Consider the following 12,450-nt stretch of genomic DNA (forward strand, 5'->3'; position numbering starts at 1 on the left):
CCGCCGAGTCACTGCCACGGTGGTTGGATGAATCAACGCGTCCTTGTCCGCATAGTGCGGGCGGCGCTTTTTGGCCGGTAATGACGCCACTGGACAGGATGGGTTTCCCACGGCGCGTCGACCTTGATTTGACCGCGATAGAAAACCACCTTGCCGGCCAGTTGCGTTCGATGCCGATAGAGCCAGCGTAACTCCGAGGCCGTGGTGGAACGGCGCGATTTGCTGACCACGCTCGGTATGTCCAGCTCGTCGAGGGCAAAATGCACCACCGCCGGGCTCTGTGGACTCATCAGGGTTTGCAGAGCCGACTTGCTGCTTCGAGTGATCATTTTTTGCTGGATGCCGAGTAAACCTTCACCGATATATTCGCCGGCAGTCGCCTCGGCGGAATAATTTCCTGCCTTGAGATCACTGACAAATTGCCTCGCGAACTGCTGATTGCACGCCGTTGCCAAACAGCCTGAGTACCTCGAAACAATCCCCTCATAGAACGGCTGGACACCGACGGATATTTGCTCGATGAGCTGCGCCTTGAGACGTCGTATCTCGGGTGGTTCACCCGGTTCGTGCTCCAGGCCCGCGAACAGGTCTGGCGCCTCTGCGCGAAAGCTTGAGAAAGCACGCACGGGAGACGCCAACCCTGCCGTCCATCGCTGCAACTGCGCACCGGAGAAATAGGCCACCATCGCGTCTCCACGCTCGCTCAATTTCGACCAGAAACTGCGGTAACTTCCAACCGTCTCGGCCAGGCCAAACAGTATATCGCCTCGATTTGGCTGGAATAGCTCGCCAAACGTCGCCTGCCCGCCATCGTCATCCCTGAAGCGCAATGGATTGCCCTTGACCATCGCATACCGATTCAAACCGTCCACATCCCCCATCGGGTCCGGGTTGATCCAGCGCTGCAACCAGGGTGCGTAATACCTCAAACCGTAGTAATAAAGGCCACTGGCATCGCGCTCTTTTCCAGAGTAACGAATCGTCTTGTACGTCGCCTCAACGGCGGTTGCCGATGCCCACCACGCCGTACCGCCAAACGGATAAAAAACCTCCTGGCTGATCAACCGTGCGGCCTGATCAAGCTCCAGTGAACAACTCCCCAAGTGGTCCGACACGCAGAAACGCACCTGAATGTCCGCAACCGTGTCGGGGCGGCCCTGCTCCCACTGCAAGAGGCGCGCGGGGCTGCGGCCAGCCAAGGCCGTCACCACACTCAAACGTTCGCCGGTGGCCGTGTTGCTGCGGATCTCCAGGCCGGGCAAGTAACGCACCTCCTGTATGTGTGTGCTTATCCGGCTGCGCATCCTTCGCCGCTTGAGTACACGTTGGCCGCTGCCATCATAAACGTAGGACTCGTCATCATCGTCATCGTCGCTGCGCACCACCTGGGTGACACGCACCAATTGCCCCCGGACGTTCCAGACCATTGGCTGCCCCTTCACCAACTCAAGCTGATTGCCCGCGGCGTCAAAACCTGCACCCAGGCCGGGAACGGCGGGCCCGTCACCGGACAACACGGCATGGTTGCTGGAACCGGCCACAGTCATTTGGCGGGTGTACCCCGCGCCCGTGGACGGCACGTGCCGCAACGTCTTGAGATTCCCGCCCGCGTCATAGATGTAATGCTGGCTATAGTTGCGCCAGCGACTGTCGTCCTCCGTCGTGAACACTTCCCTGATGGGCAACGCCGGCCCCATCGACGACTGCGCACTTTCACGTCCCGTCGCGCAAACCAACTGATAGAGCGTGTCGTACGCGTAGGTACTGACCGCTCGCACTTGAGCGTTACGGCCCCACTGAACCAGCTGCGCACTATCTTCGACCCGCGTCACATTGCCCGCGGCATCATATTCATAGCTCAGGGATTGCAGCGGCTTGGCCTTGTCCGCCTGACGATAGACCGTCAGTGCCGTCAACCGATCGTCGCGCACTGCGTAGTGCGCGGCAACGGTCACGCCGTTACCAGACCGCTCCAACAACAGCTGCCCGCTGGCGTTGTAGCTGCAATGATCCACCAGCACCTGACGTCGACCATCGGCCAACAACACAGCGCATGACTTGAGCTGGGCATCTAGCCCATAAGTCAGTTGCTGGCGGTTTCCCCTGGCATCGACCTGTTCCAACAATTGCCCCGACGCCGAGTACCGCCAAGTAGTGACGAAGCGCTCGGTCTCCAATTGAGCATCGCGTTGCGCCTCAAGCTGCGGCCAGTCGAGCAACGGTAGATCCTTGCGAAACCGTCGACTTTGCTTCACAACCTGCCCCTGTGCCCCATAGGCCTCATACAGCAATGTGCCCGCCGGATCATCACGGCGCACCAGCCGCCCACAGCGTTGCAAGCGGGCATCCTCGGAGGAGGATGGCGCATAGGCCAGGCGTTCGACACAACGCAGGGCGGGCTCATCGGCAGCCTGCTCGTAGATCGCCACGGGGCGCAGCACAACATCAAATTCATAACGCCGATACGCGCCACGGGCGTCCCAGGATTCGAGCACTCGCCCGGACTCTGCGCGCAGCATCAGCTGCCAGCCGGCGTCCACGCTATCGGTGCGCAGGGCTTGCCCGCCAAGGCTGTAGATTATTCGTAGAGTGGCTTGGGTGTCGTGGTCTGAGCGCTGCAACTGATACAGGCGCGGGTCCCACTGCTCGATCATCAAGCCGCGACCGTCATAGACCTGACGCTGGATGCGCGCTTGGGCTGCGTCCTGTGCGTTGGCGCGGTAGTAGTCGACGTTACGCACAGTCAACCCACGCGGATCGAAAGCGGTCAGGGAGGGGGTATGTTTATGGAGCGAGCTAGACATCATTTCATGACCCAAATTGCACAATGGTCAGAAAAGCCTAGGGATCATGCTCCGGAAAGTGGGCCTATCCAGGTATGTACGGGCGCTGCAAGGGCCTCAACCAATAATCGTCGGCTGAGACCCGTGCATGAGCTTAATGTCCCCCGGCGCAGGTCGGCGAAGCCGGGGCTGCGTCGATTCTCGCCCATTCTTCGGGCGTGTAGGTATGCAACGCCAGCGCATGAAACTCGCTCATCAGGTCGCCCAAAGTCGCGTAGACCGTCTGGTGACGCTTGACGCGGTTGAGCCCCTCGAACTGCTGGCTGACCAGCACGGCCTTGAAGTGGGTCTGCAACCCGCGGCTGTGCATGTGGCTTTCATCCAGCACGCTCAAGTATTGTGGGGCCAGGGCGGCGAGTGCCGTTTCGATACGCTGTTGCATGGTCATTGCTGCTTACTTCTTCTTGGCCGGTGCGGCGGCTTTCGGCGCCAGTTCGTTGGTCATGTCTTCCAACAGTTTGTTGACCACCGGCACGGCGCTTTCCAGCTTGGCCTGGGTCATCTGGGCCGATTGCTGGGTCAGCTGCGGCATTTTTTCCAGGACTTTCTTGCCCAGCGGCGACTGGTAGAACGCAACCAGGTCCTTGAGCTCGGATTCGCTGAAGTTGGTGGTGTAGAGCTTGACCATGTCCGGCTTGAGCTTCGGCCAGCCGATGGCCTGGTCCAGGGCGGCGTTGGCCTTGGCCTGGTAGCTGTCGAGTACTGACTGCTTGGCGGCAGGCGCCTTGGTCTGTTCGAAACGCTGGGCGAACATTTGTTGCACTTGCATGTACACCGGGGTACCCAGCTTGTCGGCATGGGCCAGGGTCAGGAAGGCTTCGGCACTGGCGTTGTGGCTGGCGGTATCGGCAAAAACCTGGCCGCTGGCGCACACCAGAGCAACCGCGGTACAGATGGCACGAAGACGAGTCATCGAGTTTCCTTTCTAGCTGACGAGGTAAGACCCCAAGGGCGCCCATTCTGCGCCTAAAAAACCTTGCGGCTCAACCCCGAGCCTTGTCGGGCACGGATTGCCCGATGAAAAGTCTTTTAGGGAACCCACTTGGCCGATCACGGCCTAAACTGCGCAAACGAACATTAAGGAGTGTGCCCGATGAGCCGTATCGAAACCGACAGCCTGGGAGAAGTGGAAGTCCCGGACGAAGCTTACTGGGGCGCCCAGACCCAACGCTCGCTGGTGAATTTCGCCATTGGTGAGCAACGCATGCCGCTCGCGGTGCTGCACGCCCTGGCCCTGATCAAAAAGGCCGCCGCACGGGTCAACGACCGTAATGGCGACCTGCCCGCCGACATCGCCCGCCTGATCGAACAGGCCGCCGACGAAGTGCTCGACGGCCAGCACGACGACCAGTTCCCACTGGTGGTATGGCAGACCGGCAGCGGCACCCAGAGCAACATGAACGCCAACGAGGTGATCGCCGGCCGCGCCAACGAGTTGGCGGGCAACGAACGGGGCGGCAAGAGCCCGGTACACCCCAACGACCATGTGAACCGTTCCCAAAGCTCCAATGATTGCTTCCCTACGGCCATGAGCATCGCGGCCGTGCAGGCGGTGCATCAACGTTTGTTACCGGCGATCGCCACGCTGTCCGGCGGTTTGGCCGAGCTGGCCGCACGGCACATGAAGCTGGTGAAGACCGGACGCACCCACATGATGGATGCGACACCGATCACCTTCGGCCAGGAAGTGTCGGCCTTCATCGCCCAACTCGATTACGCCGAACGCGCCATTCGCAGCGCCCTGCCCGCCGTGTGTGAACTGGCCCAGGGCGGTACGGCGGTCGGCACCGGGCTCAATGCGCCCCATGGTTTTGGCGAGGCGATTGCCTCCGAGTTGGCCGCCCTCTCCGGCCTGCCCTTTGTGACGGCTCCCAATAAATTCGCCGCCCTCTCCGGCCACGAGCCGCTGGTGACGCTGCATGGCGCCCTGAAAACCCTGGCTGTGGCCCTGATGAAAATCGCCAATGACTTGCGCTTGCTGGGCTCTGGCCCGCGCGCCGGCCTTGCGGAAGTGAAGCTGCCGGCCAACGAACCCGGCAGCTCGATCATGCCGGGCAAGGTCAACCCCACACAGTGCGAAGCGCTGTCGATGCTGGCCTGCCAGGTACTGGGCAACGACGTGACCATCGGCATGGCCGCCAGCCAAGGCCACTTGCAGTTGAACGTGTACAAACCGGTGATCATCCACAACCTGCTGGAATCGATCCGCCTGCTGGCCGACGGCTGCAACAACTTCCAGGAACACTGCATCGCCGGCCTTGAGCCCGACGCCGAGCAAATGGCTGCGCATCTGGAGCGCGGGCTGATGCTGGTGACGGCACTCAATCCGCATATCGGCTACGACAAAGCGGCAGAGATTGCCAAGAAAGCCTACGCCGAAGGGCTGACACTACGCGACGCGGCACTCGAGCTGGGCTACCTCACGGACGAGCAATTCGATCAGTGGGTACGCCCGCAGGACATGCTGGGCAACTAAGCCGTCACACGCAGCCGCCGGGCCTTGAGCCCGGCGAGCAGCGAGGGCGCCAACGCCACGGCCGCCGAGCCCAACACCACCACAAACGCGCCGAAATACCCCAACGCGTTGATGTCTTCGGCCTGTACGTCATCCGGCCACAACCAGGCCGCCAAGGCCACCGCGACAAAGGTCACCAAGGGCGTGAGGGCCAGGGTCGCGCTCACCCGCGAAGCCTCCCAATGGGCCAGCGCTTCGGCAAACGCGCCGTAGGCCACCAGGGTATTCATACAGCATGCCAGCAGCAGCCAGCCTTGCAGCGGGCTCAGTTGCAGCGCCTCCAGCGGATGCGCCCACGGGGTGAGCAACAAGGCGCAGCTCAGGTAGATCACCATCATCACTTGCAGCGAATTCCATACCGTGAGCAATTGCTTCTGGCCCAAGGCATAGAACACCCAGACCGACGTGGCGAGCAGCACGGTGAGCACGCCGGCGGTGTAGGCACCGAAGGAAGTCAGCAGTTCGACCAGGCGCTGGTTGAAGAACAGGCCAAAGCCAATGATCAGCACCACCAGTCCGATCACCTGCCCCAGGCTGAAACGCTCCTTGAACACGAAGACACTGGCAACCATCAGGAAGATGGGGCCCATCTGGATCACCAACTGTGCGGTGCCGGCGCTGAGGGTTTTGAGGCCCACCAGGTACAAGACGTAATTGCCCACCAGGCCGCATACGGCCATCGCCACCAGCCAGCCACCTCTGGGACCGAGCACCTTGCGACTGGGCAAACGCCGGGTGGCCGCAAGGTAAATAAACAGGCAACTGCCGGCCACGGTCAGGCGAAACCAGGTCACGGTGATTGGGTCCATCACCTGCAATACCTGTTTGAGCTTGACCGGCAGAATACCCCAGAGCAGCGCGGTCAGCAGGGTCAGGCAAAAACCATAGACCCAGCGGCCGGAAGAGATGTGCATGAGCGCCCCAAAAGACCAACGATGAAGGAGCTGGCATTCTAGGGGGACCGAGGGGTGCCTTGGCGAGTGATTTTTTCAACACACCACAGATTAATCATGGGTGCTGGCTTGCCTGCGCCAGCCATCAGATCCGGGCGGCAAACAGCGCCTGATGCTGGCGGCACTGCTCGGCCGTCAACATGAACACCCCATGCCCTCCCCGCTGGAACTCCAGCCAGGCGAAGTCCACCTCCGGGTACAGTGCCTCGACGTGCACCTGGCTGTTGCCCACTTCGACAATCAGCAAACCTTTCTCGGTCAGATGGTCCGCCGCTTCGGCAAGCATGCGGCGCACCAGGTTCAAGCCGTCATCACCGCAGGCCAGGCCCAGTTCCGGTTCGTGCTGGTATTCGTCCGGCATGTCGGCGAAATCTTCGGCATCCACATACGGCGGGTTGGACACGATCAAGTCGAAACGCTGGCCCGGCAGACCGCCGAAACCGTCACCCTGCACGGTGTACACGCGCTCATCCGCGCCATGGCGCTCGATGTTCTGGTTGGCCACTTCAAGGGCCTCGAAGGACAGGTCGCCCAGCACCACTTCGGCGTCCTGGAACTCATAGGCGCAGGCGATGCCGATGCAGCCGGAGCCGGTGCACAGGTCCAAAATGCGTGCCGGCGGCTGGGCCAGCCAGGGTTCGAAGCGGTTTTCGATCAGCTCGCCAATCGGTGAACGCGGGATCAGCACGCGTTTATCGACGATAAACGACATGCCGCAGAACCACGCCTCGCCTAACAGGTAAGCCGTCGGCACGCGCTCATGAATACGTCGGTGCAGCAAACGTTGAACGTGGGAAATCTCCTCTTCTTCGAGGTTGCAATCCAGATAGCTGTCGGCAATTTCCCACGGCAGGTGCACGGCACCGAGCACCAATTGCCGGGCTTCGTCCCAGGCATTGTCGGTGCCATGGCCAAAAAACAGGTCTTCCCCGTGGAAACGGCTGACAGCCCAACGGATGTGGTCGCGCAAGGTGCGCAGGCGGGAAGTGATCACGGGGGCAGACTCCTGGAAAAAACGACTGGCGATTCTAACAGCCTTCGCCTGTACCGACGACGTACGAAAACCTCCTAGCCGCACGTCGGATTTCATCCTAATTGCCATCATTGGCTTAAACGAGGCCACCTCTTGACAGGCCTGCACGCCAGCAACGGCGTACCTTACGATAGTAGCGATTCACAGAAGCGCTCAGCCAGTGGACAATGTCGCAAAAGCCCCCCTCACAGGAGCCCCAGAATGTCCGTTCCAAAGACGATGTTTCAACTCAGCGGTCGCGGTTACGCAGCAGCCAACCTTGCCCATGCGACCCTCGTGATCATCGACGCCCAAAAGGAATACCTCAGCGGCCCACTCGCCCTTTCGGGCATGGACGCGGCGGTCGCCCATATCAAGCAACTGGTGGCTGCGGCGCGCAACGCCGGACGCCCGATCGTGCATGTGCGCCACTTGGGCACCGTCGGTGGCCTGTTTGATCCCCAGGGCGAACGTGGCGAGTTCATTCCCGGCCTTGAGCCTGAACGTGACGAAACCATCATCGGCAAGCTGCTGCCGAGCGCCTTCCACGGCACCGGCCTGGAAAAACACCTGCAGGACCTCGGCTCCCTGGACCTGATCGTGTGCGGCTTCATGAGCCACTCCAGCGTCAGCACCACGGTGCGCGCCGCCAAAAACCTGGGCTTTCGCTGCACCCTGGTGGAAGACGCCTGCGCCACCCGCGACCTGCCCTACAAAGGCGGCATCCTGAGCGCCGAGCACGTGCAGCAGACCGAAATGGCGATCATGGCCGACAACTTCGCCACCCTCGCGCTGACCAAAGACCTGATCTGATCGTCCTTCGGATGAGCGGTGCGGCAATGTTTATTGCTCCGCTCATCCACAAAACCGCCTCATTTGGCGCATTTGCCCCGGCTACCGGAACAACCTGTGTATCTTCCGGTCGAAGGGCCGATACCCTGGAGGAAAGGTCGGAATGAAGATATCCGATGGTTTTGACGCTCGTCGCTTGCGCCCCAAGGGCCCGAGCAATTGGCGTCTGCGCCTGGTGGCAGGCATTGCCGCGCTGCTGGCGATTGTAGGTCTGTTGTTGGCTGGCGCTGGTGGCGCCGGTTTGTTTGGTCATTCGCCAGCCCTTGGTGAGCTGAATGCAAGCCCGGGCGGTTCGGCCCTCCTGTTGGGGATCGGCCTGTTGGTGCTGTGGACAGGCGTGTGGTTATGGCGACGTAGCCGTCGGAAAATGCGCCAGCCGCTGTCCCTGAACATCGCTTCGCACTTGATGAAAAAGCACGACTGATGGCGCCTGGATAGCGTTTCCTGCGCCCGGCTGCCGCGAATTAGGTAAACTGCCGCCCTTCGCGGAGGCCACCATGCAAGACGACGACTTTTCCCTGTTCAAAAACGAGCTGCGCGGCGTCAAGCCGATCAAGCACGACCGCGCCGACACCGGCAAACCCAAGGCCGACCGGGCACAGATTGCCAAACTGCGCCAGGCCGCGACCGTGCGCACCGACGCCACCACCGTGGATGGCCTGTCGGACCAGTTCGTGATCGACGTCGGCCCCGAAGACGAACTGATGTGGGCCCGCGACGGCGTGCAGGAAAGCCAGATGCGCAAACTCAAGGCCGGCCAGATCCCCTTCGAAGGCAGCCTCGACCTGCACGGCATGACTGTGGAAAAAGCCCGGGAAACCCTGTGGGCCTTTCTCGCCGAAGCCACCAAGTTCGAAATCCGCTGCGTGCGCGTCACCCACGGCAAGGCCGTGCGCCTGGACGGCAAGCGGCCGATGATCAAGAGCCACGTCAACACCTGGCTGCGCCAGCATGCCCAGGTACTCGGCTTCACCTCCTGCCAGGCCCGCCACGGCGGCGCGGGGGCGGTGTATGTGATGCTCAAGCGGACGATGATGGAAGGGCGGGACGAGTAAATCGAGTAGGAGGCGGATTTACGCTTCCGCCGTCCTCTCACGTCATCTTACGTCGAACTCCGTATACGACGCGCAACCAAGCCAGTTTGCTGTATCCAGTATCGAGACCTGTGCCCCCAAACAACCCCATAGTTTCTCCTGTAGCGCCCAGCTGCGGACTTTTCTGACGGTTCACCTTAGCGCTCAACTCACCTCTCAAATATCGCTGGTACATCGCTTCCAGCGACATCGGCTTGATCTTCGACGCGTTACCGCCAGTACCGAGAGTTTCATAACTTGCGGTACGCACATCAGGCATATTGAGATCACCTATTACCTGCGAAGAAAGTATTTGTACCACGCAGACAAGAAGCCTTCGACTTTATGCAACTGGATGTTACAGCGCCATTTATAAACTAAGTAGCTTTGAAAACCAGCGCTGATGTGAGATGTAGGAAAAACCATCCAGAATCATCCGAGAACCTACAAGTAAAAAAAACCACAAAACCCCAATTAAAAACAGCAAAGAGCAAAAACATTCAAATTGACAACCACAATAACTCACCCTACGATTTAAGTGCATCGCAATCTCAACGGTCGTGGCCTCATAAATAAACCGAGTGACCTTCACCGCTTCGCCACTGAGAATAGGCTTGATGGATTCGTAATTGAAGACAAGCTTTTTTAAAGCCCCAATAGTTATGACAAATACTTCAAGTAAACTTATTTTCGTACAAGCACTATCCAGCCTGTCACTTTGGCTTGATATTTTTCTGATTTTCACTGTACCTGTATATCTATGGAATGCCTCTCCTTCATCAATAGCTGTCCTGGCATTTTGCTTGGGCGCTCCAATGTTGTTTCTAGGGCCTATCGTAGGAACACTAATAGATCGACATGACGTAAGGAAAACACTCGTATTGGGTTCTCTGCTTCGCGCAATATCTACTGTAGCGCTTGCACTCTCTCCAAACCTTCAGGTTTTTTTGCTTTTTGTCATTTTGAAAGGCGTCTCCAACCTGGTTTACTTCCCTTCGATCATCATTACGGTTCAGCAATTAATTATCGCTGAAGAACGCAAATCTTTTTTCAGCTGCACAAGTCTCGCCGATCAATTTTCCAAAATTTTCGCGCCATTACTTGCAGGCATGTTAACGGTAATACTGTCACCTAAGGATGTATTCTTTTTGTCGGCCGCGGCCATGTTTGCAAGCCTTCCGCTCCTGATGTCTATTTGTTCAGTGATCCAGACACAACCTCAGTATTCCTCTACAAAAATTCTTTCGCTATATCGTGACATATTGAGAGGATTCTCTATATTTAATTCTTTGCCCTTTCAACTGCGCATTGGCTTTTTGTATTCTTTACTCACTTCGCTGGCTTTAGGAATTTACGACCCTCATTTGGCATCCTTTCTAGCCAATGAAGGTTTGCCCCCCGTCAGTTTTTCAGTAATCATTTCCTCAACCGCCGCAGGCGCGATAGGTGCGGCATTGCTGATAAAGTTCAAATTACACGATAGGGATGAGATCCTGCTTCGGTCAAATGAATTAATTATTTTTTCCATTGCATTAGTACTGACTGCGGCATTGGTATTTTTCCAAGTGCCCGGCAGAAACCATCTCTATCCGGCGGTGTGGTTTGTGAACGGATTTGGCTATGAGATGCTAATAATAGCCTCACACATAATCCTTCAACAACTATGTCCGCCTGATAATATCGGAAGGATATCCATGTCTTTTAGAAGCATCCAAATCTTATGCGTTATCACCGGACCGTCTTTAGGAACGGCGTTAATAGCCGCAGCCGGCCGCCCGGCGCCTTTTGTAGTCGCTGCATGCATGGCATTTTTAACTGCACTTATGTCAATTGCGGTCTATTTTTATATTCACAGGCGGCGCGCGTACAAACCATAGGTTAGCGTAACGAGGTAGTCACAGACCCACAGCCGAGGAAGCCTCGAATTCTGGGTTACAGCGCTCGTGTTGAGCGTCAGCTTCGCCCAGCAATACACCTGACGACCTACCTACGCTACTATGTGCGCCAATCGTCAGCGCACAACGGGTCATCCGCGCTGAAACAACGCTTCACATTGGTACAGGCACACACCGTACCGCTCTGAAACCCATACGGAAACCGTCCTGTGACATTGGAACAAAACTACACCGCGATCCTCGGCCAACTCGGCGAGGACGTCTCCCGCGAGGGCCTGCTTGACACGCCAAAGCGCGCCGCCAAGGCGATGCAGTACCTCTGCCGCGGCTATGAACAGACACTCGAAGAAGTCACCAACGGTGCCTTGTTCAGCTCCGACAACAGCGAAATGGTGCTGGTCAAGGACATCGAGCTCTACTCGCTGTGCGAACACCACCTGCTGCCGTTTATCGGCAAGGCCCATGTTGCGTATATCCCGAGCGGCAAAGTGCTGGGCCTGTCGAAGGTGGCGCGGATTGTCGACATGTACGCGCGCCGCCTGCAGATTCAGGAAAACCTCAGCCGCCAGATCGCCGACGCGGTACTGCAAGTGACAGGCGCCCTGGGCGTGGCCGTGGTGATCGAGGCCAAGCACATGTGCATGATGATGCGCGGTGTGGAGAAGCAGAATTCGTCGATGATCACTTCGGTGATGCTGGGTGAGTTCCGCGAAAACGCGGCGACCCGCAGCGAATTCCTCAGCCTGATCAAGTAACAGGCAGAGCAGGAAAAAACCGGCGTTCATCGCCGGTTTTTTTTCGCTTACAAAATTCAGGTAAGCTGCGACCCCTTCTTCATGGGCAAGAGGCTTTCAGCCATGTTCGTCAAAGCACTTCGAGTCGGTCTCGGCCACGTCATCATCGCGGGCGACTTCCTGACCCGCCCACGTAAAAAGCAGCGCCCCGCCGAACAGCAGGCGCAGGTCAACGACGCGGCCAAGGGTCTGACCCTGTATCAGTTCCACGCCTGCCCGTTCTGCGTGAAGACCCGCCGCACCCTGCACCGCCTGAACGTGCCGGTGGCGCTCAAGGACGCGAAAAATAATGAGCAGGATCGCCAGACCCTGCTGGAGCAAGGCGGCAAGATCAAGGTGCCGTGCCTGCGTATCGAAGAGAATGGCCAGACCACCTGGATGTACGACTCCAAGGTGATCATCGATTACCTGGACAAACGCTTCGCCGCCATCTGACAGACTTGTGCGGATTAAATGTGTGTGGGGCTTGCTGTAGTGAGTGGGGCTTGTCCCCCCGACGGATTCACCACAGAT

Annotated in this window: 12 protein-coding genes and 1 pseudogene; 7 read left to right on the forward strand and 6 right to left on the reverse strand. The window is 58.5% G+C overall.

Annotated features, from left to right (window positions below):
* Window positions 1-32 precede the first annotated feature (32 nt).
* The 3 genes from V6M90_RS04070 to V6M90_RS04080 form a co-directional block, all read right to left on the reverse strand.
* Window positions 33-2,804 carry an RHS repeat-associated core domain-containing protein gene (locus V6M90_RS04070; RefSeq protein ID WP_332846121.1) on the reverse strand — a complete coding sequence of 924 codons (2,772 nt, stop codon included), beginning with the start codon at window positions 2,802-2,804 and terminating at the stop codon, window positions 33-35.
* Window positions 2,805-2,937: 133 nt separating this feature from the next.
* Entirely contained in the window at window positions 2,938-3,231 is a 294-nt protein-coding gene (locus V6M90_RS04075; RefSeq protein ID WP_042945066.1) for a BolA family protein, read from the reverse strand.
* Window positions 3,232-3,237: 6 nt separating this feature from the next.
* Window positions 3,238-3,756: a DUF2059 domain-containing protein gene (locus V6M90_RS04080; protein ID WP_003175221.1), complete on the reverse strand. Its 519-nt coding sequence runs from the start codon at window positions 3,754-3,756 to the stop codon at window positions 3,238-3,240.
* Between the two features lie 180 nt (window positions 3,757-3,936).
* On the opposite strand from V6M90_RS04080, the gene V6M90_RS04085 reads away from it, so the two are divergent.
* Complete coding sequence (locus tag V6M90_RS04085) at window positions 3,937-5,319, forward strand: class II fumarate hydratase (protein ID WP_003175222.1); 1,383 nt, start codon at window positions 3,937-3,939, stop codon at window positions 5,317-5,319.
* Here V6M90_RS04085 and V6M90_RS04090 read toward each other — a convergent pair.
* Together V6M90_RS04090 and prmB are read right to left on the reverse strand one after the other, a co-directional pair.
* Entirely contained in the window at window positions 5,316-6,272 is a 957-nt protein-coding gene (locus tag V6M90_RS04090) for a DMT family transporter (RefSeq protein WP_003175223.1), read from the reverse strand. The genes V6M90_RS04085 and V6M90_RS04090 overlap by 4 nt on opposite strands.
* A 124-nt stretch (window positions 6,273-6,396) precedes the next feature.
* Complete coding sequence (prmB, locus tag V6M90_RS04095; RefSeq protein ID WP_042945067.1) at window positions 6,397-7,305, reverse strand: 50S ribosomal protein L3 N(5)-glutamine methyltransferase; 909 nt, start codon at window positions 7,303-7,305, stop codon at window positions 6,397-6,399.
* Between the two features lie 240 nt (window positions 7,306-7,545).
* On the opposite strand from prmB, the gene V6M90_RS04100 reads away from it, so the two are divergent.
* The 3 genes from V6M90_RS04100 to V6M90_RS04110 all read left to right on the forward strand — a co-directional run bounded on the left by V6M90_RS04100 (window position 7,546) and on the right by V6M90_RS04110 (window position 9,230).
* On the forward strand, window positions 7,546-8,136 hold the full coding sequence (locus V6M90_RS04100; protein WP_003175225.1) for a cysteine hydrolase family protein: 591 nt from the start codon (window positions 7,546-7,548) through the stop codon (window positions 8,134-8,136).
* Between the two features lie 142 nt (window positions 8,137-8,278).
* A complete protein-coding gene (locus V6M90_RS04105) occupies window positions 8,279-8,599 on the forward strand; it encodes a hypothetical protein (protein ID WP_003175226.1) in 321 nt (106 codons plus the stop codon).
* A 73-nt stretch (window positions 8,600-8,672) separates the two neighbouring features.
* Window positions 8,673-9,230 carry a Smr/MutS family protein gene (locus V6M90_RS04110; protein WP_003175227.1) on the forward strand — a complete coding sequence of 186 codons (558 nt, stop codon included), beginning with the start codon at window positions 8,673-8,675 and terminating at the stop codon, window positions 9,228-9,230.
* 169 nt (window positions 9,231-9,399) lie between these two features.
* Here the strand turns inward: V6M90_RS04110 and V6M90_RS04115 are convergent.
* Window positions 9,400-9,528, reverse strand: a pseudogene (locus tag V6M90_RS04115) (fructose-1,6-bisphosphate aldolase); the annotation flags it as partial.
* A 349-nt stretch (window positions 9,529-9,877) separates the two neighbouring features.
* On the opposite strand from V6M90_RS04115, the gene V6M90_RS04120 reads away from it, so the two are divergent.
* The 3 genes from V6M90_RS04120 to V6M90_RS04130 all read left to right on the forward strand — a co-directional run bounded on the left by V6M90_RS04120 (window position 9,878) and on the right by V6M90_RS04130 (window position 12,372).
* Entirely contained in the window at window positions 9,878-11,125 is a 1,248-nt protein-coding gene (locus tag V6M90_RS04120; protein WP_332846122.1) for an MFS transporter, read from the forward strand.
* Between the two features lie 227 nt (window positions 11,126-11,352).
* The gene (gene folE, locus V6M90_RS04125; protein WP_003175229.1) at window positions 11,353-11,898 is read left to right on the forward strand and encodes a GTP cyclohydrolase I FolE; all 546 of its coding nucleotides are present in this window, start codon (window positions 11,353-11,355) and stop codon (window positions 11,896-11,898) included.
* Window positions 11,899-12,000: 102 nt separating this feature from the next.
* Window positions 12,001-12,372 carry a glutathione S-transferase N-terminal domain-containing protein gene (locus tag V6M90_RS04130; RefSeq protein ID WP_003175230.1) on the forward strand — a complete coding sequence of 124 codons (372 nt, stop codon included), beginning with the start codon at window positions 12,001-12,003 and terminating at the stop codon, window positions 12,370-12,372.
* Window positions 12,373-12,450 lie beyond the last annotated feature (78 nt).

Origin of the sequence: Pseudomonas lactucae, from assembly GCF_036688725.1 — a bacterium.
Taxonomy (GTDB): Bacteria; Pseudomonadota; Gammaproteobacteria; order Pseudomonadales; family Pseudomonadaceae; genus Aquipseudomonas; species Aquipseudomonas lactucae.

Excerpts from the sequence above, each read along its gene's own strand:
- V6M90_RS04070 (WP_332846121.1), bottom strand. The coding sequence starts at position 2,804 with ATGTCTAGCTCGCTCCATAAACATACCCCCTCCCTGACCGCTTTCGAT.
- V6M90_RS04075 (WP_042945066.1), bottom strand. The coding sequence starts at position 3,231 with ATGACCATGCAACAGCGTATCGAAACGGCACTCGCCGCCCTGGCCCCA.
- V6M90_RS04080 (WP_003175221.1), bottom strand. The coding sequence starts at position 3,756 with ATGACTCGTCTTCGTGCCATCTGTACCGCGGTTGCTCTGGTGTGCGCC.
- V6M90_RS04085 (WP_003175222.1), top strand. The coding sequence starts at position 3,937 with ATGAGCCGTATCGAAACCGACAGCCTGGGAGAAGTGGAAGTCCCGGAC.
- V6M90_RS04090 (WP_003175223.1), bottom strand. The coding sequence starts at position 6,272 with ATGCACATCTCTTCCGGCCGCTGGGTCTATGGTTTTTGCCTGACCCTG.
- V6M90_RS04100 (WP_003175225.1), top strand. The coding sequence starts at position 7,546 with ATGTCCGTTCCAAAGACGATGTTTCAACTCAGCGGTCGCGGTTACGCA.
- V6M90_RS04105 (WP_003175226.1), top strand. The coding sequence starts at position 8,279 with ATGAAGATATCCGATGGTTTTGACGCTCGTCGCTTGCGCCCCAAGGGC.
- V6M90_RS04110 (WP_003175227.1), top strand. The coding sequence starts at position 8,673 with ATGCAAGACGACGACTTTTCCCTGTTCAAAAACGAGCTGCGCGGCGTC.
- V6M90_RS04130 (WP_003175230.1), top strand. The coding sequence starts at position 12,001 with ATGTTCGTCAAAGCACTTCGAGTCGGTCTCGGCCACGTCATCATCGCG.